This window comes from Jidongwangia harbinensis (assembly GCF_020216025.1).
Taxonomy (GTDB): Bacteria; Actinomycetota; Actinomycetes; order Mycobacteriales; family Micromonosporaceae; genus Actinoplanes; species Actinoplanes harbinensis.
Genome location: NZ_JAIWNC010000055.1, coordinates 15,139 through 39,502, shown reverse-complemented (window position 1 = coordinate 39,502; position 24,364 = coordinate 15,139). Strand labels below are relative to the sequence as shown.

Here is a 24,364-nt window from a genome sequence, read left to right as displayed (position 1 = left end):
GGCGGAGGATGGCCATGTCGGAGGCAGGTTCGGGGCCGCGGTCGCGCAGCCAGACGTTCGAGTACGCCGGCGCCACGGTGGAACTGGTCGACGCCGCGACCGTCCTGGCCGCCGCCCGGGTCAACCCGGTCGAACTGCTCCGGCGGGCGCAGTGGCCGGCTCCGGTGCAGCGGGTGGAGATGACGGTCGCCGGCACCGACACCGCGGCCGGCCCGGTGCACGTGTTCACGGCCGCGATCAGCACCGTGGCCGACCCGCTGAGCAAGGAACGGATCCGGGCGCTGGTGCTCGGCTCGGACCCGGTCGGGCTGCTGCTCGCCAAGCGGGTCGAGGCGGGCGACCCGATCGCCACCCGGATCGTCGACGGCGTGGGTACGGCCGCCGCGGCGGCGTACCGGAAACTCGGTCTTGATCGTGGCCAGCCGGTCGCCCAGCGGGAGCCGGGCACGCTGGCCGACGCCGTGGTGGGCCTGCAGGCGAGCGTCACCTACGACGAGTCGGGCACGGTGGTGCGACTGCGGGCGGAGGTGCCGCGGGACGACGTGGCCCCGGCGCACCTGCAGGCGTTCGCCGGGCTGACCCTGCAGGCGGTGCTCGAGCTGGCCGGCCCGGAGAGCCTCACCGGCCGCCGGTACGTGCTCAGCCGGGAGAGCCTGCCGACCGTGCCGGCCACCACCCAGACCGTCACGCTGGACCAGGTCGGCGGCCTCGCCGACATCGTGGCCGAGCTGCGCCAGATCGCGGTGTCGTTCCGGCACCCGGAGGCGATGGCCCGCTGGGGCGCGCGCCGCCCGCAGGGCATCCTGATGTACGGCCCGCCCGGCACCGGCAAGACCATGCTGTCGCGGGCGCTGGCCAACGAGATCGGTGCCGACTTCCGGGAGATCCGCACCCCGGAGATCCTGGACAAGTGGCTCGGCGGCTCGGAGCGCAACATCAAGCAGATCTTCCGGGACGCCCGCCGGTACCGGGTGCCGACGCTGATCCTGTTCGACGAGTTCGACTCGATCATCAGCTACGCGGGTGCCGGCGGGGACGCCGCCAGTCAGGCGATCAACGCCGTGGCCGGCATCTTCAAGCAGGAGATGAACGACCTGATCGAGGCGAATCCCAACGTCATCGTGGTGGCCACCACGAACTTCCCGCACCGGGTCGACGACTCGCTGATCCGGTCCGGCCGCTTCGACGTCAAGGTGTCGGTGCCGAAGCCGGACGACGCCAGCCGCGCCGAGATCTTCCGCAAGATGATCCGCGGGCTGATCGCCGCGCACGAGGCGCCCGGCTTCCAGATGTTCGACGACGACCTGGACCTCGCCGAGCTGGCCCGGGCCAGCCACGGCATGACCGGGGCGGACATCAAGGAGGTGCTGCGCCGGGTGCAGCTGGCCAAGGCGATGCAGGACGCCCGCGGCGGTCAGGTGGGGCCGATCACCCAGCGGGAGCTGGCGGACAGCATCGCGGCGCTGCGCGGTCCGCGGCCGGCGGCCTGACCGTCAGGCGGTCAGCTGCCCGGTGCGGGTGAAGTCCGGTTCGGCGGTCGGGCGGCCGAAGTGGAAGCCCTGGACCAGCCGGTAGCCGAGCCGGTACAACTCGTCCGCCTGCTCCCTGGTCTCCACGCCCTCGGCCACCGCGGTCAGCCCGAGACCGTCGCTGACCTGGATCAGCGCGGTGGCGATGACGGCGTGCCGGCCGGCCATGGTGATGTTGTCCACGAACGACTTGTCGACCTTGAGAATGTCCACCGGCACGGTTTGCAGCAGGCCCAGCGACGAGTGGCCGGTGCCGAAGTCGTCGAGCGCGATGCGTACCCCGAGGCGGCGCAGCTCGTGCAGCGTCTCCAGGGCCTGCCCGCCCTCGAACACCGCGGTCTCGGTCACCTCCACCGCCAGGCCGGACGCGGGCAGGCCGCTGTCGGCCAGGGCGTCGGCGACCTCCTCGGCGAATCCGGGCCGGGCCAGCTGCCGGGCCGAGACGTTCACGCTGATCTTCTCCGGGGCCGCGGCACCGTGGTCGGCCCGCCACCGGGCGGCCTGCTCGCAGGCGGTCCGCAGGATCCACCGGCCCAGCTCGACGATCAGGCCGTTCTGCTCGGCGACCGCGATGAAGTCGGCCGGGTTGACCAGGCCGCGTTCCGGGTGGGCCCAGCGCACCAGCGCCTCCACGGCCACCACCCGGCCCTCCGGCAGGGCCACGATCGGCTGGTACACCAGCCGGAACTGGCCGGTGTCCAGCGCGGTGCGCAGTTCGGCGCCGAGGCTGGCCTGCGCACTGGCCCGCTCGTCCAGCTCCGTGGTGTACCGGCGGCGCTGCTCGCCGTTTTCCTTCGCGGCGTACATCGCGACGTCGGCCCGGCGGAGCACCTCGAACGGGTCGTCGGTGCCGGTGCCGTCGGTGACGCCGAAGCTCGCGGTCACCAGCAGCTGGTGACCGCCGACCCGGACCGGTTCCCGCAGCACCCCGGCGAGCTGGTCGACCAGGTGGTCGGCCTCCGCCGGCCCGGCACCCGGTACCAGCACCGCGAACTCGTCGCCGCCCATCCGGGCCACCGTCGACCGGGCGCACACGGTCGCCCGCAGCCGTCCGGCCAGTTCCACGATCAACCGGTCGCCGAGGGCGTGCCCGAGGTCGTCGTTGACCTTCTTGAAGCCGTCCAGGTCGAGCAGCGTCACCAGGACCGGGCCGCTGCCCAGCGCCTGGCGCAGCTTCTGCTCGAACCGGCGCCGGTTGGCCAGCCCGGTGAGGTCGTCGTGCATGGCCAGGTCCTCGAGCTGGCCGGCCTGCCGCTGCACCTGCTGCACGAAGCCCGACATCCGCAGGACCACCAGCAGGAACAGCACCATGGCGCCGAGCGCGACGGCGGCCCGGTCGGCGTCGTCGTCGCCCACGCCGGGCAGGAACAGCATGGCCGGCGCGATCAGCGAGCAGGCCGCGAGCAGCAGTAGCCGCCCGCGGCCGATGCCGGCCGGTCGGGTACCGGTCGCGTCGGTGCCACTGATCCGCATCGACGGGTGCAGGGCGGCGGCCGCCCAGGTGACGTACGACATCAGCCACAGCGCGTCGAGGCTCCGGGCCTGCCCGTCGGAGTAGAGCGTGACCACCGAGTACCCGATGTCCGCGACCAGCAGCAGCAGCGTGGCGAGCGCGAGCAGCCGGACACTGGACGTGGTCCGGCGGCTGCTCGTGTAGAGCCGGGCCAGCAGCGCCAGCAGCAGCACGTCCGCCGCCGGGTACGCGGTGCTGATCAACCGTTCCGTCCAGCCGACGCTGTCGTCCGACGCGATCGGCTCCAGCACGAAGATCCAGAGCACCAGCCCGAGCCCCGTGCCCACCACCGCGGCGTCGATCAGCCCGGCCAGGTCGCGGCCGCGACCGCCGCGGACCAGCGGGAGGAGGCCGAGGATCAGCAACGGGTACGCGCCCAGGTAGAACACGTCGGCCGCCGACGGGTACGGCTCGACGTGCCGGACGTACGCGTAGTACTCCCACACCACGTCGCCGATCACCCAGACGATCTGTCCGGCCGCGAACCAGTACCACAGGCCCGGCATCTCCGGCCGGTGCAGCCGCACCCCGGTCAGGATGAGGAGCCCGGACGCCAGCCCGATGACGTTGTACGCGAGGCTGCTGGTCAGCGAGCCCCGGGGCAACAGGAAGTAGCCGGCGGTGGCCGCGGAGCCCACCGCCAGCCATACCCACCAGAGCCTGCTGAACCGCACATTGTGCCATCGGCGGCGGCGGTCCCGACCTGAGCCGCTCGGGCGCCCGGACCTAACCCGGAAGCACGCGTGTGACCAGCGCCGCAGCGTCCGCGCCGGGCGGGAGGGTGCCGAACGCGTACCCGCCGTCGCCGAGCCGGCTCGCGCAGAAGGCGTCCGCGACGGCCGCCGGCGCGTACCGGATCAGCAGCGACGCCTGCAGGACCAGCGCCATCCGCTCCACCGTGCGCCGCGCCTGCCCGTCCGCGCCGTCCGGGTCGGCGAGTTGCGCGACCAGCCCGGCCAGGGCCGCGTCGAACCGCCGGTCGGCGCCCCGGGCCGCGGTCACCTCGGCGATGAACGCCGCCACGCTGTCCGGCTCGCGGCGCAGCGTGCGCAGCACGTCGAGGGCCTGGACGTTGCCCGAGCCCTCCCAGATCGAGTTGAGCGGCGCGTCCCGGTACAGCCGGGGCAGGCCGGAGTCCTCCACGTAGCCGTTGCCGCCCAGGCACTCCAGCGCCTCACCGACCACGGCCGGCTGCCGCTTGCACACCCAGTACTTGCCGACCGCGATGGCCAGTCGGCGGAACGGGTGCTCCGCGCCGCCCCGGTCCACCGCCCCGGCCAGCCGGATCGCCAGCGCGGTGGCCGCCTCCGACTCCACGGCCAGGTCGGCCAGTACGTTGCGCATCAACGGCTGGTCCGCCAGCCGGGCCCCGAACGCGCGCCGGTGCCGGGCGTGGTGCACGGCCTGCACCAGTGCGGCACGCATCCCGGCGGCCGACCCGGTCACGCAGTCCAGCCGGGTCATCGCCACCATCTCGAGAATGGTGCGCACGCCCCGGCCCTCGCCGCCCACCGGCCACGCCACCGTGTCGTCGAACTCCGGTTCGCCGCTGGCGTTGCTGCGGTTGCCGAGCTTGTCCTTCAGCCGCTGGATGCGGAACACGTTGCGGGTGCCGTCCGGCAGCACCCGGGGCACCAGGAAGCACGTCAGCCCCGCGGGCACCTGCGCCAGCACCAGGAACAGGTCGCACATCGGCGCGCTGGTGAACCACTTGTGACCGCGTAACCGGTAGGAGCCGTCGCCGGCCGGGGTGGCGGTGGTGGTGTTCGCGCGGACGTCCGACCCGCCCTGCTTCTCGGTCATGCCCATCCCGGCGAGCAGCCCGCGCTTGGTCAGCGGCGCCCGCAGCCCGGGGTGGTAGGTGCGGGCGGCGAGCAGCGGCTCGTACGCGGCAGCCAGGTCCGGCGCGTGGCGCAGCGCGGGCACCACCGCGTACGTCATCGAGATCGGGCAGATGTGCCCCGCCTCCACCTGGCTCCACACGAACAGCCCGGCGGCCCGGGCCACGTGCGTACCGGGGCGCGGGTCGGTCCACGGCGCCCCGGCGAGGCCCTCGGTGACCGCGACGTCCATCAGCCGGTGCCAGGCCGGGTGGAACTCGACCTCGTCGATGCGGTGGCCGTACCGGTCGTGGGTGCGCAGTCGCGGCGGGTACCGGTCGGCGTCCTCGGCCCAGCGTTGCGGCTCGGCCGTGCCGGCCAGCCGGCCGAGCCGGTGCAGGTCGTCCACCGCCCAGCCGGCGCCCTCCCGGGTGACCGCGTCGAGCAGCGCCGGGTCCGCGGCGACGTCGTGGTCCACCAGCGGCGGCGGCTGGTTCAGCACCTCGTGCGTCATACCGCGAATGTAGAGCGGGCCGGGACTGCGCGCCGTCCGACGCACGATCATCGACTTCTCTACCATGGGACCCTCAGGGCAGGTTTCCGACAGCGCGGCGGTGGTCGTCGCGACCCGCGGACACGTACTGTTTGACCTGCCTGCGTCGACGGATGTGAGGGAGCGGTTGGCCACGGTTACGCCCACGGCGGCGCGGCGCGGCCAGGCGGTCGCCGGCGTGCTCGCCGAACTCGACAACGCCCGGCAGATCGCCGCGGGCGCGCAGCGCCCCGACCTCGCCGAGCGGGTCGAGCGCGCCGCCGTCCGGTTGCGTGCCGACGACGTCGCGGTGGCCGTGGTGGGCGAGTTCAAGCAGGGCAAGAGCACGCTGGTCAACGCGCTGCTGCGGACCGACATCTGCCCGGTGGACGCGGACGTCGTGACCGCGGTGCCCACCGTGCTGCGCTACGGCCGACCGCCCGCGGTCTTCCTGCAGATCCCCGGCGCCGACGGCCGCACCGAGTCGGTCCCGGTGCCCTTCGACCAACTGCGCCGGCACGTCACCGAGGGCGCCCCGGCTGACGACCGGCCCGCGCCGCGCAGCGTCGAGGTGCGGCTGGAGCGGCGGTTGCTGGGCGCGGGTCTGTCCTTCATCGACACGCCCGGCGTCGGCGGGCTGGACTCGGCGCAGGGCAACCTGACGCTGGCCATGCTGCCGCTCGCCGGGGCGGCGCTGTTCGTCACGGACGCGGCGCAGGAACTGACCGCGCCCGAGGTGGAGTTCCTGCGGCGCACGCTGGAGCGCTGCCCGCGGGCGTTCTGCGTGGTCACCAAGACCGACCTGTACGCGGAGTGGCGCCGCATCGTCGACATCAACCGCGGCCATCTGCAGCGCGCCGGGCTGGACGTGCCGATCGTCGCGGTCTCCTCGTTCCTGCGGATGCGCGCCCAGTCGCAGAACAGCGCCGACCTCAACGCCGAGTCCGGCTTCCCCCGCCTGGTCGACCTGCTCCGCCGGGACGTGCTCGGCGCGGCCGAGGGCGCCGCCCTGACCGCGGCCCGCAGCGAGCTGGGGTTCGTGGTGGAGCAGCTGCGCGAGCGGGTCGCGGCCGAACAGGCCGCCGCGGCCACCCCGGAGGAAGCGCCGGAGATCGCCCGCCGGTACGCCGAGAAGACCCGCCGCAGCGCCTGGCTCAGCGGCGGCTCGTGGCAGACCGTGCTCGGCGACGGCATCCAGGACCTCACCGCCGACGTCGACCACGACCTGCGTGAACGGCTGCGCCTGATGGTGCGCAAGGGCGAGGAGCTGATCGACGAGTCGGACCCGCGCGACACCTGGCGGGACTTCCAGGCCTGGGCCGCCCGGGAGGCCACCGCCGCCGCCGTGGACAACCTGATGCTGCTGGTGGCGCGCACCGAACAGCTGGCCCGCGACGTCGCCGAGCGCTTCGACATCGAGTACGACAGCCTGGACGTGGACCTGCCCGCACCGCAGGCCGCGCTGCGCAAGGTGGACGACCTGGACGTCAGCTTCGACAAGTCCCGGATGCAGCAGTTCCTCGGCGCGTTCACCGCGGCCCGGGTCACCTACGGCGGTTTCTACATGTTGGGCGCGGTCGGTGCGCTGTTCAACCTGGCCGTGGCCGCACCGCTCGGCCTGCTGGCCGGCATGACGCTGGGGCGGCGGCTGGTCCGGCACGAACGCGAACGCCAGATGCAGCAGCGCCGGGCCCAGGCGAAACAGGAGCTGCGCCGGTACGTCGACGACGTCTCGTTCCACATGGGCCGCGACTCGCGCGAGGCGGTCCGGCGCACCCAGCGGTTCCTGCGCGACGAGTTCGCGGCCCGCGCGCTGGCGGTGGAACGCTCCGCCGCGGCCGCCGCGGACGCGGTCCGCACCACCGCCGCCCTGCCCGACGACGAGCGCGCCCGGCGGGCGGAGCAGCTGGCCGCGCAGCGCCGGGAACTGGACCGCCTCGGCCGGACGGTGTCCCGCTCATGACGGACCTCCTCGATCGGGTACGCACCCTCCTGGACCGGGCGTCCGTGGAGTTGCGCGATCCCGGTCTGCGGGCCCGCCTCGCCACCGCCCGCCGCCGGGTCGACGAGCCGCTGCGGGTGGCCATCGCGGGCAAGGTGAAGGCGGGCAAGTCCACGCTCCTCAACGCGCTCGTCGGGGAGGAACTCGCGCCCACCGACGCGGGGGAGTGCACCCGCATCGTCACCTGGTACGCCGACGGTCCCACCTATCAGGTGCAGTCGTACCTGCGCGACGGCACCGCCGAGCCGCGCCCGTTCAACCGGGTCGGCGGCGCGGTCCGGATCGACCTGGGCCGTCCCGCCGACGAGGTGGACCACCTGGAGGTACGCGTACCCAGTGCCCGCCTGCGCCGGCACACCCTGATCGACACCCCGGGCATCGCCTCGCTCTCCACCGACGTGTCGCTGCGCACCATGGCGTTCCTGGAGGCCGAGGGCGAGCGGGCCGCGCAGACCGACGCGGTGATCTACCTGTTGCGCCACATGCACGGCAGCGACGTGCGGTTCCTCGAGTCGTTCCACGGCGACGGGCTGTCCAACGGCACCCCGGTGAACGCGGTCGGGGTGCTGTCCCGGGCCGACGAGATCGGCGGCTGCCGGCTGGACGCCATGGCGGCCGCCGCCCGGGTCGCCGGCCGCTACGCCTCCGACGAGCGGCTGCGCCGGCTGTGCCCGGTGGTGGTCCCGGTGGCCGGCCTGCTCGGCGCGGCCGGTGCCACGCTGCGCGAGGAGGAGTACGCGACGCTGGCCGCGGTCGCCGGCCTGCCGATGGCCGACGTGGTGGAGCTGCTGCTGACCGCCGACCGGTTCGGCGGGTCCGGTCCGGGCCGGCAACCGGTGCTGGACCGGCTGGGGCTGTTCGGGGTCCGGCTGTCGGTGCGGCTGATCCGGGAACGCGCCGTGCACGACTCGGCCGACCTGGCCCGCGCGCTCACCGCGCACAGCGGCATCGACCGGCTGCGGGACGTGTTCGAGGCGCAGTTCGTGGGCCGCAGCGAGGTGCTCAAGGCCCGGTCCGCGCTCGCCGTCATCGACGAGTGCCTGCCGTCCGACTCGGCGCTGGCCGGGGAGGCGGAACGGATCCGGGCCAGCGCCCACGAGTTCGTCGAGCTGCGGCTGCTGCACCTGATCCGGTCCGACCGGCTGCCCGGCACCGACGAACAACTGGCCGAGATGGACCGGCTGCTCGGCGGGGCGGGCGGGGCCGCGTACCACCGGCTCGGCCTGCCCGCGGACGCCCCGCCGGCGCGCATCGCCGCGGCCGCCCAGCAGGCCCTGGCCCGCTGGCAGGCGGTGTCCGAGCATCCGTTCTCGGCGCGCGAGCTGCGGACCGCCGCCCGCGCGGCCGCCCGCAGCTGCGAGGGCATGCTCGCCACCCCGGCCCGTTCCTGACGGTCTCTTACCGACGGTCCTCGGGCACGTCAGTGTGCTTGGTGGAAGGCCTCCACCACCGACGTCGGGATGCGACCCCGCTCCGACACCTCGTGGCCGTTCTGCAGCGCCCATTCCCGGATCGCCTGGTTCTGATCGCGGTTCGACCGGCTGCCCGATACGGCTCCCCGGCCGCGACCCGGACCGCGGCTCTCCAGGCCACCGCGGCCCACCCGGGTGCCCGCGGCGATGAACGGCTCCAGCGCCTGACGCAGCTTCTCGGCATTGGAGTCGGAAAGATCGATCGTGTAGTTCACGCCGTCAAGACCGAATTCGACGCTGCGGTCCGCCTCCGACCCGTCGAGATCGTCGGTCAAAAGAGTAATGACCTGTCTAGCCATACCGTGATCACTCCATATCGCAGAGTTACCTACTCGTGGAAATCCGAATAAACGTAACGCCAGATAAGAGTACCCGAATGGGGATCGCCGGAATGCCCCGTAGAAATGCATCCACGGTACGCCGGGCCGGCCGAGGAGCGAACGGCCGGCCCGGTTGTTGCGACGAGATCGGTCAGTTCGGCGCGTGGACCTCGTCGCCCTTGCGATTACCGAACGCGCCGTTGTTGCAGTAGTTCTTGAAGTTGATGTGCAGCGGCGCCTGACCCTCGAGCATGGCATGGTTGCCCTCGAAGCTCTGCGCGATGGCGCCGGTGAACGGCGTCTCCGAGAACCGCAGCCCGTGCACGTCGGTGTACCAGGTGGCCGGGCCGGTGTTCTGCAACGCGAACATCGAGAAGAACTGCCGGCCGCACCCGTTGAACGGCGAGGCGGTGCTGTCCCAGGCGACGCCGTCCTGGACGTCCCTGCACGAGCCGAACGAACCGCGGTCGCGCAGGCCCGGCACCGAATAGCACAGGTCGATCGTGTGGGCGAGCTTCTTCGGCTGGGCCGGGTCGTAGTAGCGGGCCGGGTTGAGCACGTAGAACATCGAGTCGGACCGGAACGTGAGCCTGCCTTCCGACACGTTGAACCGCGGGTTCCAGAACTCGTGGGTGGTGTTCAGCATGTCGCCGCCGTCGCGCAGCTTGTCGACGCACGACACGTCGGGAATGGTCCGGCCGGACACCGTGCCGAACAGATCGCCGCGTCCCTTCGGTACGTCCCGCGAGTTGGCCGGCGACGCGGTTCCGGTGTTCTTCACCTCCTGGAAGCTGCACGGGCTGACGAAACTGCCCGGGTGGCCGAACGGCACCAGCGCCTTGAACCGGGTCGCGATGACCTCGCCGTTGTCCGCGTACGTACACGTCAGATTGAGGTTCATCTCGTGCTCGTTGCTGGCGAACGCGTCCGGCGAGTGGGTGCCCTGGTGCACCATGGCCAGCGCGCTGCAGGTCTTCTGCGTGGTGCCGCCCGGGCGGTTCGGGTTGGTCACCACGTCGCCCTTGACGACCGGGAAGTCGTTCTCGGCGAACAGCTTGTAGCCGTAGTGGTCCTCGTTGCGCTGGCTGGCCGGGTCGCTCGGCGCCAGCTGCTCGTTGACGTAGCCGAACGCGGGCAGGCCGGTCTTGCCGAACAGGTTCGACGTCCGCGGGTCGGCGCCGTGCTCGTGCCCGAACGCGCAGCCGCTAGCGTCCCGGGCCGGGTGCCAGGTCGGGTACACCTTGCCGTCCGCGCCGAACACCCAGTACCGGGCGTGGATCTCCGTGCCGCACTCGGCGCCGCGCGGCCGGTAGCCCTTCTCGCTGTCGCCGAGGAGCAGGTCGTAGGCCCGGCTGCGGGGCGCGCCGGCCGGGGGCGGTTCCTTGCCCCAGAGCGGATTGTCCGGGGTACGGGCGGAGGCGTCGCCGGTCCCGGTGGGATCGTCCACGCCGGTCGCCGCCGGTGCCGGTGCCGAACTGGCCGGCGCCTCCGTCCCGGTGCCGGGTCCGCTGCCAGGTCCGGTGCCGGTCGACGGCGGCGCGGCGGTCGCGGTGCCGGTGCCGGTGGTGGCCGCGCCGTCGGCCGGCAGGCTGGGCGCCGCGGTCTCGATGCGCCACACCTCGTTGCCGGCGGTCCGGGCGTCGCCGCAGGCCCACTGGAGGACGTGCGCCCCGGCGTTCTGGCTGCCGGAGAAGACGTCCAGACACTTGCCGGAGTGCGCGGCCACCACCATGTACGACTTCTCCGCCGCGGCCGGGCGCAGGCCGAACCGCTGGTTGCCCCGCCCGGTGCACCGGCCGGTGGAGGTCAGTGGCGTGCCGTTGTCCACCCGTGCGCGGTGCACGTCCAGGCACGCGTCCCAGGCCACGCTACGGATCTGGTAGGCGTCCGACCCGGCCCGGAGGAACTCGAACCTCTGCTGGTCGCTGCCGTCGCACGGTGCCTGGCGCAGGCTCAGGGCGTCCCGGGCCGGCACCGTGAGGCACTGGCCGGAGTGGGCCGCCACCAGAGTGCTGGCGAAGTCCGGCGACTCGGCGATGGTCACGGCGGCGTACGCCGTGCCGGCGACGCCCAGTACCCCGACCGTCAGGAAGGTGGCGATCCGCACCGGGGTCCGGGAACGGTTCGAAAATGGGGAAAGTCGCACGAACATGCCTCCGTCGAAGCAGAACTGGTGGAATAACGCAAACCACGGCGCGGCCGGTGGAGCATGACGATTAGACACGTGCGGGCGAATCAGGTCATCCCCGGACGCTCGGTCTAAGCCATTCTTAAGGGATACTTGAGAGTATTCTTCAACGTCGATTGAACTGATCCATGGTCATCGAATCCCCTGAGGCGATCTCAGGGCGGCCGGCGGGGGCGTTTCACCGGGGTGCGGACTCCCGGCAGGTATCGCCGAGCCCGTCCATGCCGTTGTTCGCTCGGTGCCGGTGTTCCAGGTGATCTCAGTAACGAATGCTCGGGGTGCGACACGGGCAATCCGCTGGAGACGGGCATGAGATGCGGAGGGCGTGGGCCCTCGGTAGGTGATCACCAGCCTTGGTGAGGGCCTCACGTGACCCCCTATCGCGCCGATCCTCGATCTCGTGGTTCGGCGGCGGGTCGCTTCGGAGCGCGATCATCGGTGCCGAGTTCCGATTCGACCGGGCCGCCAAGATCTGACGCGCCCGTCGCGCCACCTCGCTGAGATCACCTCTGTGGAACACCGCGGTAGTTGTCGGGTGCCCGTAACGACGCTGGTGTTCCACTGGAGCGCTCCAGTGGAACACCAGCGTCGTTATGAGGGCCGGATAACCACGCTGGTGTTCCACCGAGGCGGGCGTCGGGGTGATCGTGGACGGGGGCGGAGTTGTGCGTGGCGGCCGGGTGCCCCTGGTGCGGGTTGCCTACATTGCTGCCATGATCCTGAAGATCGCCCGGGTCGCCGCGCTCGCCGCCGTGCTCGGCCTCGCCGGTTGCGCGAACGCCACCCCGTCCACGCCGCCCGGCGACTCCGCCGACGCCAGGCGGGCGCTGGAGGGTTCCCTCGGCGGCGTGCGGGCCGGCAACTACACGTTCACCCGGACCGGCGGCGGCCAGTCCGAGGGCGCCGTCCACCTGCCGGGCAGCTCGCTGATCGCCCAGGGTCACGGCCCGTCGGTGCTGCGTACCGGGTCGGGGTTCTACCTGCGCTACCGCATCCACGGCGACGGCTACGCATCCTGGGCGAAGCTCTACCAGAAGCATGCCGGCGACGCCGACGCGAAGCAGCGGGCCGAACTGGCCCGGGTGCGACGGGTGATGGCGGTGCTGGACGGTACCCACTGGGTCCGGGCCGACGAGAAGCGCCTCACCGCCGCCGCGGCCGAAGAGGACCTCAGCGGCCTGGAGCGGATGCCGCCGGTGCCCACCGCGGAGAAGCCCGACGTCACCGGCGCGACCGAACTGGTCACGGCGGCGGTCACCGCCCGGCGCGACGGCGACACCGTCACCGGCACGCTGGACGCCACCAAGGTGGACGCCGAGCTGGGGGTCTTCGCGAACGATCCGTACTACTTCTACGGCCCGCGGGCCTCGGCGATGCCGTACCGGGCCCGGCTGGACGCCCAGGGCCGGCTGACCGAGCTGACCGTCGAGGTACCCGGCCAGCTCGAGGCGCCGGCCTCGCAGCCGCCGGCCGGCTTCCCGTCCGACGCGCCGACCGCGCCCGCCGACCCGCCGGTGGTCATCACCATCACCCGGTACGGCGAGACGCCCGAGCAGCCCGTCCCGAAGGGCGTCACCGACCTGGACCCCGGCGCCTACGAGATGCTCACCAACGACGTCGACTGAGACGCATCCGGCGGCGCGTGCCGAGGTGCCCGGTGCGCGGACCGACGGTGGGCTCGGCGCCCGGATGCCGCCTTCCCCGGGGAGGGCCGCCCCGAGCGCTCAGATCAGCAGCGACTCGCGCATGTCCTTGCCGGGGTTGATGCCGCCGGCGATCCGGTTCTCGGTGGGATGGTGGACGTCGATGACGTTGTTGCGGCGCATCAGTTCGCGGACCGGCGGCGGCAGCGGCGGCGGGTCCGACATCGCCGAGCGCAGCTCCCGGGCGCCGGTGATCAGCCGGTCGGCCAGGGAGGCCGCGTCCACGTCCACCCGGACCCGGGCGAACTCCCAGCCGGCGACGGTGAGGTCGAGCACCTCGAACAGGTGCGCCAGCAGGGGCTCCGGTTCGGTCACCCGGACGATCCGGCGGGACCGGGCCCCGACCACCGTGACCGCCCCGGCCACGTGCACGTACGGGTGGAGCCCGCCGGGCAGCGCGAACAGCGGCCACCGCAGGTAGGGCCCGGCCGCCTTCCACATGGGCCGGTAGTTGCGGCGGTCGACGGCGAGCCCGCGTCCGGTACGCCGCTGCAGGTCGGCCGCCTGCGCGAGCATGTCGGCGTACGCGGCGTCGGCGAACTCGCGCAGGATCGCGGCCGCCACGGTCAGCCCGTCGTCGCCGTCCAGCAGCCCGGCGATCGCGTCCACCTGGTCCGGGAACCGCATCTGGACGTGCGCGCCGAAGCGGTCCCGTACCTCGTGGAACAGCGCGGCCTGCCGGTCCGGGTCATGCTCCACCTGCCGCTTTCCCAGCCCGCGCCGGAACCACCGCATGTCGCCTCGTCTCAGCAGCCAGTTGCAGAACGCGGCAATGCTAATGGAGACGGTCCACACCGCGATCGCGACCGGGGGCGGCACCGGCCCGGCCCGGCCCGGCCGACGGCGACCATCGAGGGAGCGGTCACCATGACGGCGACCGGCCGGTCGCCTAACCTGGGGCGCGGCCCCGGTCGGCCGGGCGCCGGGAGGGACCGCGATGGGACACGCCGCAGGGTACGACGCCGAGCTGCGCCGGCATCACGAGGTGTTGCGCCGGGCGGCCGGCGTCCGCGTCACCGATCACGTCCTGGACGTCGGCTGCGGGGCCGGGCAGACCACCCGGGACGCCGCCCGGGCGGCCGGCGCGGGCAGTGCCCTGGGTGTCGACGTGTCGGCGCCCGCGATCGCCCGCGCCCGTGAGCTGGCCCGGGCGCAGGGCCTCCGCAACGTCACCTTCGAACGGGCCGACGCGCAGGTGCACCGCTTTCCGCCGGCCCGCTTCGACGTGGCGATCAGCCGGTTCGGCACGATGTTCTTCGCCGACCCGGTCGCCGCGTTCACCAACCTCGGCCGCGCGCTGCGGCCGGCCGGGCGGCTGGTGATGATGGTCTGGCAGGCGGCGGAGCGCAACGAATGGGACGTCGCCGTCCGCCGGTCCCTCGCCGCGGCCGGTGGGGCGGTGGACGGCGCCCGACCCGGACCGGACCCGTTCGCGCTGGCCGACCCGCCGGCCGTGCGGGAGATCCTGCGGGACGCGGGCTTCCACGACGTCGCGTTCGCGGACGTCCGCGAGCCGGTCTGGTACGGCCCGGACGTGGCCGCCGCCCTCGACTGGGTCCGCGGCTTCACCTGCACCAGCGAGATCCTGACCCGGTCGGATCCCGAGGCCGCGGGCCGGGTGGAGGAGCGGCTGCGCCGGGAATGCGCCGCGCGTCTGCGCGACGACGGCGTCTGGTTCGACTCCCGCGCCTGGATCGTCACCGCGCACGTGTGAGCCGGCGGCGGCCAGGCCGCCGCCGGACGACACCGGCCCCCACGTCGATGACCGCCCTAGCTGGGTGGGGCGGTGCCGTCCTGCTCGCTCACCATGAACCGCGCGTACCAGTCGGGCCAGTCCTCATCGCGTACCCCGGTGCGCTTCTCGTGTTCGCCGTGCGCGGCCTCGGCGCGCCGCAGCGCGCCGGCCAGCTCGGCCACCGTGGCGAAGGAGGCGGTCCCGGGGTCGATGCGGCCGGGCAGCCGGGTGGTCACCTCCTGCAGCAGCCAGCCGTTGCCGTCCGGATCGGTGAACGCGGAGTACGAGTTGTAGGTGCCGCGGTCGGGTGCCGGGCCGTCGGCCCGGCCGTCCGGCGTGAGGTGGAAGATTCCGCCGGTGGTGACGCCGCGCCGGGCCAGGTCGTCGCGGGCCGCCGCGATGTCGGGAACGACCAGGAACAGCCCCTGTGCCGATCCGGGCGGGACCGCCGGGTTGCCGGTGCTGAAGTGGATCGAGCAGGCGGAACCCGGCGGCGTGAACTGGATGGCCCGCCGCCCGCCGAGGACGAAGTCGGCGTCGAGCCGCCAGCCCAGGCCGGCGTAGAACTCCTTGGCGCGGTCCAGATCGGCGACCGGGATGGTGACCACTTCGAGTGCGAGAGCCGTCATGTCGGTTCCTCCCTCAGGTGACGGGGAGGATTGTCCTCCGTGGACCGGCGCGCCACCAGGCCCGGCGGCGCGCCGCCCGGCGGCTCAGGGCCGGGGCCAGACCGCGTCGAGGCGGATCGGGCCACGGTGCAGGAGATTGGCCAGGTACGGCGCGTGGAAGCCGTCGGCGAGCCGGATGCCGGGCAGCCGTCGTACCAGGGTGGTGATCGCCGTGCGCGCCTCCAGCCGGGCCAGGGCCGCGCCGACGCAGAAGTGGATGCCCCGGCCGAACGCCAGGTGCCGGTCGGGGCGTTCGCGGCCCGGGTCGAAGGTGTCCGGATCGGTGGTGGCGGCGGGGTCGCGGTTGGCGGCACCGATCACCGCGAACACCTGCGCGCCGGCCGGGATGCGGACGCCGGCCAGTTCGGTGTCGGCCACCACGGTGCGGAACGAGCCCTGTACCGGGGGATCGGCGCGCAGCGTCTCCTCGATGAGCGGATCGGCCCGGGCCGGATCGGCGGCGACCGCCGCGGCCAGGCCGGGGTCGCGGAGAAGCAGCAGCAGCGCGCTGCCGATCAGGTTCGCGGTGGTCTCGTGCCCGCCGAAGATCAACGTGAGCAGCAGGCTGACCAGCTCGGTGGTGGAGAACCGCCAGCCGCTGTGCTCCGGGGCCTCGGCGGCCAGCAGGTCGGTGAGCAGGTCGTCGCGCGGGTCGGCACGGCGGGCCTCGACGAGGCCGGCCAGGTACTTCTCGAACGCGACGGACTGGTGCGCGGCCGCGCGCTGGCGTTCCGGCGTCACGTCGAACGAGGTGAGCGTCTTCAGTTCCTCGGTCCACGCCCGCACCTGTCCGGCGTCCGCCGGGTCGATGCCGATCAGTTCGCAGATGACCTGCAGCGGAAGCGGCAGGGCGAACCGGCCCACCAGGTCGGCCCGGCCGTCGTCGGCGAAGCCGTCGATCAGCGCGTCGGTGAGCTGTTGGACGCGCGGCGCCAGCTGACGGGTCCGGCGCGGCGAGAACGCCGCGGCGACCAGGGCCCGGGTACGGGTGTGCGCCGGCGGGTCCTCGTTCAGCAGCGCCGGCACCTCGGGGTGGCCGGTGGCGAGGATCTCCCGCACGCCGTCCGCCGCGACCAGGGGGGTACGGATGCCGAACGCCGACGAGAACCGCTCGACGTCGGTGAGCACGGTCTGCACATCGTCGTGCCGGGTGACCACCCAGACGCCGAACGCGTCCGCGAAGTGCACCGGCGCCTCGGCGCGCGCCCGCCGGTAGAGCGGGTAGGGATCGTCCAGATGCGACGCGGAGAAGCGGTCGAACACGAACGTGTCAGCCTCGGTCATATCCGCTCCCGGACGTCGCCTGCAGTGCCGGCAGCCTAAGCGTCCGCGGGGCGGTGCGGCGATCGGCGGATCGGTCGGAGAATCCGATGCGGACACCCGATCAGGCCAGTTCGATCTCCACCAGGGGACTGCCGTCGATCCAGGTCCCCACGTCGCCCGCCCAGGACAGACCCGGCACGATCTCCCGGAACACCCGGGTGCGTTCCTGCTGATCGGTGACCACCCGGCCGCGTACCGGCAGATCCAGGCCGGTCAGGTGCAGCGTGAAGCGGGGATGGGCCACCAGGTTGGCGTACCAGTCGCGCGACCCGGGGCTGCCGGTCAGCCAGTACCGCCCGCCGGCCCGGTAGCGCCAGGTCTCGATGCGACGTGGCTGCCCGCTCCGGCGCCCGATCGTGGTGATCTCCACCGTCTGCTGCCGGTCCAGCGCCCGGCGCACCTCGTCCGTCTCGGTCATCCCGCCATGCTGCAACCTCGAGCGGACTTCAGGTCAACCGGTACGGCCGGATCCGGGTTGCCCGAAGGGCTGCCCGTGGGGCCTTCCGGCCCCGCTGCCGGTCGCCGACAATGACGCCAGGGGCATTCCACCGCCGGAGGGTACGAAACCCATGGATCGAGTGCGAGCGGGCACGGAGGCCGCGGCCGAGGAGGACCTGCCGGGGCCGTGGCGCGCGCCCGGACCGTCGGTGGTGCCGTTCCAGGCGTCCGGCCGGCCGGCCCACCTCACGCCGGCGGCCGTGCTGTCGCTGCAGGGCTCCGCCGGCAACGCGGCGACCAGTCGCGTCCTGGGCGCCGCGGAAGCGGGCTTCGGGGAGACCGATCCCGACCAGACGCTGCGTGACGAGGAGCCGGTCCTGGTCGCCGCGGAGGGGGTCGCCGCCACCGTGTCCGGCGGATCGCCGGCCCCGGTGCCGGCCCGGGCGGGCGGGGTCACGGTCGACCTCGACGCGCTCAGCGCGTTCCAGACCGTCGCACCGGGCGGCGGGCCGAACCGGCACAACGGCGGTGGCAACGACTGCACCCCGGGCCGGCCGACGCTGACCTGGGCGGTGGTGGACACCGGAGCGACCTGGAAGGTCGATGTGACCGCCCTGCGGCTGACCGGCGAGATGCACGTCACCGACTGGCCGAGCGCGCCCAGCTCGATGACGGTGCCGAACACCGCCAACCCGGTCGACGGCGGCAACATCAACAACACCGCCGGCTCGCCGAACCACTGGCAGGCGGCGATCGACGACATGACCGACTACGACACGGTCGGCGGTGGCCGCGGGCCGAACTGGCACAGCACGGCAGCATCGTCGGCCCACGAGAACGCGCACTGGGACGGCGACTACCTCGGCGACGCGCTACCCGCCGGCAACTGGGCCCAGACGAACACCGATCTCGACGCCATCAGCATTCCGAAGGCGTCGGCGGCCGACGCGGCGGCCGCGCGGGTGGCGCTCGAACCACTGGTCGCGGCCCGGCTCCGCACGTTCAACCAGGCCGTGATCGCCCGGTGGAACGTGCTGATCACCACGACCGACAAGCCGGGCAGCGGCGGGCGTGGCTACGCCGCCGGTCAGGCCGTGCTGAACGGCCTGATCAACGGGGTCCGCGCCTATGCCACGGCGAAGGGCTGGAACGCCCCGCCGGCACCACCGCCCGGTCCGGCGCCCGGCCCGTGACGACGCGTGACGACCGGACCCGATCCGTGGTCGAATGTCGGCGAGAAGGTGAGCTGTGACCGAGTTGAGTACCGCGACGGCCCTGACCGAGGCGATTGCCCTCGCCGAACGCTCGTTCCCGCCGGACGACCGGCCGGAGGACTACCGGCTGATCCAGGCCGAACTCCAGCTCGGCAGCCAGGTGTGGCGGCTGACCTTCAAGCGGGCACGGCTCCTGCCGGACTCCGCCGAGGACCCGATCGGCGCCGGTGGTGAGCTGTTCTTCACCGTGGATCTGGCCGGCCGGTCGGCGACGTACACCGGCGGCGAGTGATACGGCGGCCTGCTCCGCGGCGCCCCGCAACTCCCGGAACCGCGTCCAGTCCCGCGCGGTCCACGCCGCGGTCTGCTGCTGCTCCCGGCCGGCCGGATCGTCGGCGAGCACCGCCCGGGCGGTGGTGAGCAGCAGTTCGGTGGTGCGGACCACGTGCGCCGCGACCCGGTCGGCGGACCAGGAGCCGGCCGGTGCCGGACCGAGGTCACCCGCGCGCAGTTCGGCCACGAAGGCGGCATAGCGTCGGCGGAGCCGGGTCACGTTCACCGGCATGCTCCCGCCGCTCGACCAGCGGCCCCGCTCTGCTCGGCGGCGCGGAGGTCGTCCTCCGAAGCGGGCGGCCGGATCCGCGCCGACGTGGGTGGGGAGTGCCGGCGCAGCCACTCCACGATGACGTCCCACGAGTCGTCCACGGTGGGCAGCATCCGCCCATGATGCAAGCGGTCGCCGGGCCGGTCCAGTGTGGACCGGGCGGCAGCTCAGCGTCCGAGCGCCTTGCGGAGCAGCGTCGCCAGCTGGTCCTGTTCGGCCGGGCTCAGCTGGGAGATGGCGGACCGGGCGAACGCGAACGACTCCTCGAAGTCCGCGTACAGCGTGCTGCCGGCCGGGGTGCGGACGATCTGCCGGGACCGCCGGTCGTGCGGACCGGTGCGGCGCCGTACCAGATCGCGGGTTTCCAGGCGGGCGATGATCTGGGTGACGTTGGAGGCGTCGCAGCCCAGTTCGTCGGCCAGTTCGCGCATGCCGCGCGGGTCGGCGAGGCGCCCGAGCACGCAGGCCTGTGCCGCGGTGAGCCCGTGCCGCACGGCGGCGGTCTCGTAGGCACGGTCGTAGGCGTCGACGAAGTCGAACATGGCCCGTTCGGCCTCGGTGGACGCGGCGACGGGCCCGGACGGTACGGCCATGCGACCACTCTAGCAAAAAGCTTGAGTCCCTAAACTTTCCGTGCGAGCATGATGCTTGAGTGGATAAAGCATCTACCGGAGGAGGTTCCGATGACCGTCGGAGGCAAGCGCCGAGCTCCCGGGTGGCACGTCCGACCCGGGGAGCTGCCATGACCCGCACCGTCCTGGTCACCGGCGCCCGGGGCAAGACCGGCCGCGAGGTGGTCCGCCGGCTGCGGCACGCCGACGTCGTGGTCCGCGCCGGATCGTCCCGGCCCGCCGGGGAGCCGTCGCCGTCGGTGCGCCCGGTCCGGTTCGACTGGTCCGACCCGTCGACCTGGCCGGAAGCGGTCGACGGGGTGGACGCGATCTATCTGATGCGGCCCGACCGGCCCGACGCCCCCGACCTCGCCGCCCGCCTGGTCGGCCTCCGTCCCACCGCCCACGTGGTGCTGCTGTCCGAGCAGGGCGCCGAGCGGATGCCCGCCGGGCACTGGGCCCGCCGGGTGGAGGACGCGGTCGTCGCCGGGGCGGCCGGCTGGACCCTGCTCCGGCCGTCCTGGTTCCACCAGGTCCTGACGGACGCCCGGTTCTACCGGGACAGCATCCGGACCGACCGGGTCTTCGGCCTGCCGTCCGGTGGTGCGCCGATCGCCTGGGTCGACGCCCGGGACATCGCCGCCGTGGCGGTGGCCGCGCTCGGCGATCCCGGCCGGCACCACGCGCGGGCGTACACGCTGACCGGGCCGGCGGTGCTGACCGTCGAGGAGGTCGCGGCGGAACTGTCCGCACAGCTCGGGCAGCCGGTCCGCGCGGACGACCCGCCCGTGCGGCAGGCCATCGAGGGGCTCGACGCATGGACCGCGGACCTGTACGCCGAGGTCTTCGACCGGGTCCGGCGGGGCGACTTCGCGGAGACCTCGCCGGCCGTGGCGGAGGTGACCGGGACGCCGCCGGTCCCGATGCGCGCCTTCGTCGCGGAGCACCTCGGCGAATGGCGTGCGGGGTAGCGGAACGGGGCAGCCGTCCGGGCGGCGTTGCTGAAGACTGTCGGCATGACGTCGTACCCCGGGCTGGTCGCCCGTACCCAAGGCTTCGCGCTCGGCCGGGCACGCCACTTCGTGGTGGCCCCGGACGGCTCACGGGTGTTGTTCCTGCGGTCGAACGGGGGCACCGACCCGGTCGGTCACCTCTGGTCCTACGAGGTCGCCACGGGGGAGGAGCGGCTGCTGGTGGACGCGGCGGCGCTGGGCGTGGCGGACGGCGCGCCGCTGTCCGAGCGGGAACGCGCACGGCGCGAGCGGGCCCGGGACCGCGCGTCCGGCATCGGGTCGTACGCCACCGACGCCGCGGTGCGCACCGCCGTCTTCACCGTGGCCGGCCGGCTGTACACGGTGGACATCGCCACCGCTGAGGTCACCGATCTGGACGCCCGGGAGCCGGCCGCCGAGGCGCGGATCGACCCGACCGGCCACACGGTGGCGTACGTGTGCGACGCCGAGCTGCGGGTGATCGGCCGCGACGGCACGGACGACCGGGCGCTCGCCGAGCCGGACGGCCCGGAGGTGTCCTGGGGGCAGGCCGAGCACGAGGCGTCCGAGTCGATGGACCGGTTCGAGGGCTTCTGGTGGGCGCCCGACGGCCGGAGCCTGGTCGCGGCCCGGGTGGACAACGCGCCGGTGCAGGTGTGGTACATCGCCGACCCGGCCCACCCGGAACGACCGCCGACCGCGCTGCGCTACCCGGCCGCCGGCACCCCGAACGCGGACGTCAGCCTGTACGTGCTCGGCCTGGACGGCAGCCGCGTCCCGGTCAACTGGGACCGCGCCGCCTTCGAGTACGTGACCCGGGTGGTGTGGGACGCGGCGGCGCTGCTGGTGGTCGTACAGAACCGGCGCCAGACGGTGATGCGGGTGCTGACCGCCGACCCGGCCACCGGCGGCACCACGCTGCTGCGTGAGGACACCGACCCGGGGTGGACGACGATCGTCGAGGGCGTGCCGGCGCACACCGCGTCCGGCGCTCTGCTGTGGACGGTCGACGACGGCGACACCCGGCGGCTCACCGTCGACGGCACGCCGGTTACCCCGCCGGGCCTGCAGATGGAGGAGGTGCTCTCGGTCGACGGCGACACCGTGCTGTTCGCCGGCCGCGAGGACCCGACCGAGCGCCACCTCTGGACCTGGTCGGCGGACGACGGCCCGGTCCGGGTCACCACGTCGCCCGGGCTGCACGGCGGTCGCCGGGCGGCCGGGCTGACCGTGGTGGACGCGCGGACGCCGGACGGCGAGACGGTCACGGTGGACGGTCTGCCGCTGCGCAGCGTCGCGGCCGAATCGCCGATCCGCCCGGTGGTGCACCTGATGGCGCTGGGCGAGCGGGAGCTACGGACCGCGGTGCTCTTCCCGACCGGACACGAGCCGGGCTCGGCCCGCCTGCCGGTGCTGATGGACCCGTACGGTGGCTCCGCCGCGCAACGGGCGGTCGCCGCCCGGTCCTGGTTCTGGGACTCGCAGTGGTTCGCCGACCAGGGGTTCGCGGTGGTCGTGGCGGACGGCCGGGGCACACCCGGGCGCGGCCCCCGCTGGGAACGCGCCCGCGGCGACGACCACGCCGGGCCCCGCGTGCAGGACCAGGTGGACGCGCTGCACGCCGCGGCGGAGCGGTACGGCGACCTCGACCTGGAGCGGGTGGGCATCCGCGGCTGGTCGGCCGGCGGCTACCTGGCGGCCCTGGCGGTGCTGCGCCGCCCCGACGTGTTCCATGCCGCGTCGGCCGGAGCCCCGGTCACCGACCAGCTGCTCTACAGCTCGCACTGGCAGGAACGCACGTTGGGTCTGCCGTCGGAGAACCCCGAGGGGTACGCTCATGCCTCGCTCATCGCCGACGCCCCGAACCTGCGCCGTCCGCTGCTGCTCATCCACGGCCTGCTCGACGACAACGTGCTGCCGGTACACACCATGAAACTCTCCGCCGCCCTGCTGTCCGCGGGCCGCCCGCACACCGTGCTGCCGCTGCCCGGCGCCTCCCACATGGGTGCCGTGGCGGACCGGCTCTGGGAGTTCGAGCTGGCCTTCCTGCGGACGTCGCTGGGCATCGACTGATCGGAGCCCCGATGCGACCTCCTCGTGGTCCGCGCCTGGTCCGGCGACTGTTGGTCGCCCTGCCGGCCGTGGCGACCCTGTTGCTCGCCCCGGCCGTGGTGCCGGCCGCGGCGGCCCCGGCGGCCGGCGTCGGCCTGCGTTTCCGGGACGTCACCCTGGCACCCGGGGGTTCGCAGGGACTGTCCGCCGTCGTGTACGCCCAGCGCCCCACGCCGCTCACCGGCGGCGTGCTGAACCTGCGCCTGAGCGACAACCTGACCGGCGTCCTGCTGCTCGGCACCGGCACACCGGGCCCGTGTGGCCAGGACGCCAGCAAGACGATGCAGTGCACCCTGAGTCCGATCACGGTGCGGCCCGGCGCGGCCGGGACCAGGCTCGATTTCGTCGGGTACATCGGCGCGGGGGCGGACGCGGTGCCCGGCACGGTGGGCTCGCTGTCGGTGACCCTCACCGCCGACAACCTGGCGCCGGTCACCACCACCGCGGTGGTCCGGGTCGGTGACGCCGTCGACCTGGACGCCACCGCCGAGGTCGAACTCACCGCCGCGCCCGGGGCGTCGTTCGGTGTGCCGCTGCGGGTCCGCAACGACGGCCCGATCGCTGCGGACGGCGCCGCGATCCTGCTCCGGGCGCCGTACTCGTTCGCCGCCGGACAGCGGTACCGGAACTGCTTCTACGACGGCGACCAGCTCCGGGCCTGCACCTTCGACCAGGACCTGGCGCCCGGGGCGAGCTACCGGGCGACGCTGCCGACCCGGCTGCGCCCGGACACCTACGCGCCGAGCACCCAGTACGCCCAGACGGAGTGGATGACCAGCGACGAGTTCACCGACCTCCGGACGTTCCTGACCAACGGCGACTACCAGGGACTCGGCCGGCCGGGCACCGGCGGCGTGCTGACGCTGACCCCGACCGCCACGGCCGCCGCCTCCGCCCAGGCGGACCCGGACGCCTCGGACAACACGGCGTTCCTCCAGGTGGCGGTCACCGGGCGGAAGGCACCCAACCTGGTGGCCGTCGGCGCCCGCCTCACCGCGAAGCCCGGTGACGTGGTCACCGCCGGGGTCGGCGTCCGCAACGCCGGACCGGCCACCCTGGACGGCACCCAGGTGCCCGGCGGCTCGGTGTGGGTCTTCGTCTCGATCCCGGTCGGTACCACCGCGACCGCCGTGCCGGACACCTGCTATCCGCTGGTCGACGGCGGAATCTCGCGGTGGGACGGCTCCGCCGGCAAACCCGGCCGGCGGCAGTACGAGTGCCTCGCCGACCCGGTGCTGGTCGCCGGCCGCACCCAGACGTTCCCGATCCGGTTGCGGGTCACCGCCGCGTCCGTGACCCCGGGCGTGGTCGAGGTCAACCGGCCCTGCCGGGGATGCGACGACCTGTTCGTCGACGAGTCCCCGAAGTCCGACAACAAGGCCGCCATCACGGTGCGCGCACCGGCCGGCGCGGGTACCGGCGGCGACGGCCAGGGCTCAGGTGCGGGCGGCGACGGCCAGGGCGCCGGTGGCGGCCTGCCGATCACCGGTCCGGCCTCGGGGGCGATCGGCGCGGTGGGCCTCGCGCTGCTGCTGACCGGGGTGGCCGGCGTGGTGCTGGGCCGCCGGCGGCGTACCGGCTGACCGGC

At 73.6% G+C, this 24,364-nt stretch carries 20 protein-coding genes; 10 read left to right on the top strand and 10 right to left on the bottom strand.

Annotation, left to right across the window (positions count from 1 at the left end):
- The first annotated feature begins 14 nt into the window (after nt 1-14).
- A complete protein-coding gene (locus LDL48_RS39785) occupies nt 15-1,490 on the top strand; it encodes an ATP-binding protein (protein ID WP_225260362.1) in 1,476 nt (491 codons plus the stop codon).
- A gap of 3 nt (nt 1,491-1,493) precedes the next feature.
- Here LDL48_RS39785 and LDL48_RS39780 read toward each other — a convergent pair whose 3' ends face one another.
- Together LDL48_RS39780 and LDL48_RS39775 are read right to left on the bottom strand one after the other, a co-directional pair.
- A complete protein-coding gene (locus LDL48_RS39780; RefSeq protein ID WP_225260361.1) occupies nt 1,494-3,716 on the bottom strand; it encodes a putative bifunctional diguanylate cyclase/phosphodiesterase in 2,223 nt (740 codons plus the stop codon).
- A gap of 52 nt (nt 3,717-3,768) precedes the next feature.
- The gene (locus LDL48_RS39775; protein ID WP_225260360.1) at nt 3,769-5,376 is read right to left on the bottom strand and encodes an acyl-CoA dehydrogenase family protein; all 1,608 of its coding nucleotides are present in this window, start codon (nt 5,374-5,376) and stop codon (nt 3,769-3,771) included.
- A 166-nt stretch (nt 5,377-5,542) separates the two neighbouring features.
- Here LDL48_RS39775 and LDL48_RS39770 point away from each other — a divergent pair, with 166 nt between their 5' ends.
- Entirely contained in the window at nt 5,543-7,357 is a 1,815-nt protein-coding gene (locus tag LDL48_RS39770) for a dynamin family protein (RefSeq protein WP_225260359.1), read from the top strand.
- Nucleotides 7,354-8,787, top strand: coding sequence for a dynamin family protein (locus tag LDL48_RS39765; RefSeq protein ID WP_225260358.1), 1,434 nt, complete (start codon nt 7,354-7,356; stop codon nt 8,785-8,787). Before LDL48_RS39770 ends, LDL48_RS39765 begins: the two co-directional genes overlap by 4 nt.
- 29 nt (nt 8,788-8,816) lie before the next feature.
- On the opposite strand, the gene LDL48_RS39760 is transcribed toward LDL48_RS39765, so the two are convergent.
- Nucleotides 8,817-9,167 carry a histone-like nucleoid-structuring protein Lsr2 gene (locus LDL48_RS39760; RefSeq protein ID WP_225260357.1) on the bottom strand — a complete coding sequence of 117 codons (351 nt, stop codon included), beginning with the start codon at nt 9,165-9,167 and terminating at the stop codon, nt 8,817-8,819.
- A 172-nt stretch (nt 9,168-9,339) separates the two neighbouring features.
- Nucleotides 9,340-11,295, bottom strand: a complete 1,956-nt coding sequence (locus LDL48_RS39755; RefSeq protein WP_225260356.1) for an RICIN domain-containing protein — start codon at nt 11,293-11,295, stop codon at nt 9,340-9,342.
- Nucleotides 11,296-12,089: 794 nt separating this feature from the next.
- Between LDL48_RS39755 and LDL48_RS39750 the strand changes: the two genes are divergently transcribed.
- Nucleotides 12,090-13,001 (top strand): hypothetical protein, encoded by a 912-nt coding sequence (locus LDL48_RS39750; protein ID WP_225260355.1) that lies wholly within the window; start codon nt 12,090-12,092, stop codon nt 12,999-13,001.
- A 99-nt stretch (nt 13,002-13,100) separates the two neighbouring features.
- Here the strand turns inward: LDL48_RS39750 and LDL48_RS39745 are convergent, their stop codons facing one another.
- The gene (locus LDL48_RS39745) at nt 13,101-13,814 is read right to left on the bottom strand and encodes a hypothetical protein (protein WP_225260354.1); all 714 of its coding nucleotides are present in this window, start codon (nt 13,812-13,814) and stop codon (nt 13,101-13,103) included.
- 202 nt (nt 13,815-14,016) lie between these two features.
- Here LDL48_RS39745 and LDL48_RS39740 point away from each other — a divergent pair, with 202 nt between their 5' ends.
- Entirely contained in the window at nt 14,017-14,793 is a 777-nt protein-coding gene (locus LDL48_RS39740) for a class I SAM-dependent methyltransferase (RefSeq protein WP_225260353.1), read from the top strand.
- Nucleotides 14,794-14,849: 56 nt separating this feature from the next.
- Here the strand turns inward: LDL48_RS39740 and LDL48_RS39735 are convergent, their stop codons facing one another.
- From LDL48_RS39735 to LDL48_RS39725, 3 genes are all read right to left on the bottom strand, one after another.
- Nucleotides 14,850-15,443, bottom strand: coding sequence for a VOC family protein (locus LDL48_RS39735; protein WP_225260352.1), 594 nt, complete (start codon nt 15,441-15,443; stop codon nt 14,850-14,852).
- Between the two features lie 84 nt (nt 15,444-15,527).
- The gene (locus LDL48_RS39730; RefSeq protein WP_225260351.1) at nt 15,528-16,766 is read right to left on the bottom strand and encodes a cytochrome P450; all 1,239 of its coding nucleotides are present in this window, start codon (nt 16,764-16,766) and stop codon (nt 15,528-15,530) included.
- 100 nt (nt 16,767-16,866) lie between these two features.
- Complete coding sequence (locus LDL48_RS39725; protein ID WP_225260350.1) at nt 16,867-17,223, bottom strand: nitroreductase family deazaflavin-dependent oxidoreductase; 357 nt, start codon at nt 17,221-17,223, stop codon at nt 16,867-16,869.
- A 151-nt stretch (nt 17,224-17,374) separates the two neighbouring features.
- On the opposite strand from LDL48_RS39725, the gene LDL48_RS39720 reads away from it, so the two are divergent.
- Together LDL48_RS39720 and LDL48_RS39715 are read left to right on the top strand one after the other, a co-directional pair.
- Nucleotides 17,375-18,436 carry a hypothetical protein gene (locus tag LDL48_RS39720; protein ID WP_225260349.1) on the top strand — a complete coding sequence of 354 codons (1,062 nt, stop codon included), beginning with the start codon at nt 17,375-17,377 and terminating at the stop codon, nt 18,434-18,436.
- A gap of 55 nt (nt 18,437-18,491) precedes the next feature.
- Nucleotides 18,492-18,749, top strand: coding sequence for a hypothetical protein (locus LDL48_RS39715; protein WP_225260348.1), 258 nt, complete (start codon nt 18,492-18,494; stop codon nt 18,747-18,749).
- Nucleotides 18,750-19,012: 263 nt separating this feature from the next.
- On the opposite strand, the gene LDL48_RS39710 is transcribed toward LDL48_RS39715, so the two are convergent.
- Both LDL48_RS39710 and LDL48_RS39705 read right to left on the bottom strand, forming a co-directional pair.
- Entirely contained in the window at nt 19,013-19,174 is a 162-nt protein-coding gene (locus tag LDL48_RS39710) for an SMI1/KNR4 family protein (RefSeq protein ID WP_225260347.1), read from the bottom strand.
- A gap of 54 nt (nt 19,175-19,228) precedes the next feature.
- On the bottom strand, nt 19,229-19,654 hold the full coding sequence (locus LDL48_RS39705; RefSeq protein ID WP_225260346.1) for a MarR family winged helix-turn-helix transcriptional regulator: 426 nt from the start codon (nt 19,652-19,654) through the stop codon (nt 19,229-19,231).
- A 149-nt stretch (nt 19,655-19,803) separates the two neighbouring features.
- On the opposite strand from LDL48_RS39705, the gene LDL48_RS39700 reads away from it, so the two are divergent.
- From LDL48_RS39700 to LDL48_RS39690, 3 genes are read left to right on the top strand one after another with little or no spacing between them, the layout of a single operon-like run.
- Nucleotides 19,804-20,643, top strand: coding sequence for an NAD(P)H-binding protein (locus LDL48_RS39700; RefSeq protein ID WP_225260345.1), 840 nt, complete (start codon nt 19,804-19,806; stop codon nt 20,641-20,643).
- A gap of 45 nt (nt 20,644-20,688) precedes the next feature.
- On the top strand, nt 20,689-22,737 hold the full coding sequence (locus LDL48_RS39695; RefSeq protein ID WP_225260344.1) for a S9 family peptidase: 2,049 nt from the start codon (nt 20,689-20,691) through the stop codon (nt 22,735-22,737).
- An 11-nt stretch (nt 22,738-22,748) separates the two neighbouring features.
- Nucleotides 22,749-24,359 carry a hypothetical protein gene (locus LDL48_RS39690; RefSeq protein WP_225260343.1) on the top strand — a complete coding sequence of 537 codons (1,611 nt, stop codon included), beginning with the start codon at nt 22,749-22,751 and terminating at the stop codon, nt 24,357-24,359.
- Nucleotides 24,360-24,364: the final 5 nt, after the last annotated feature.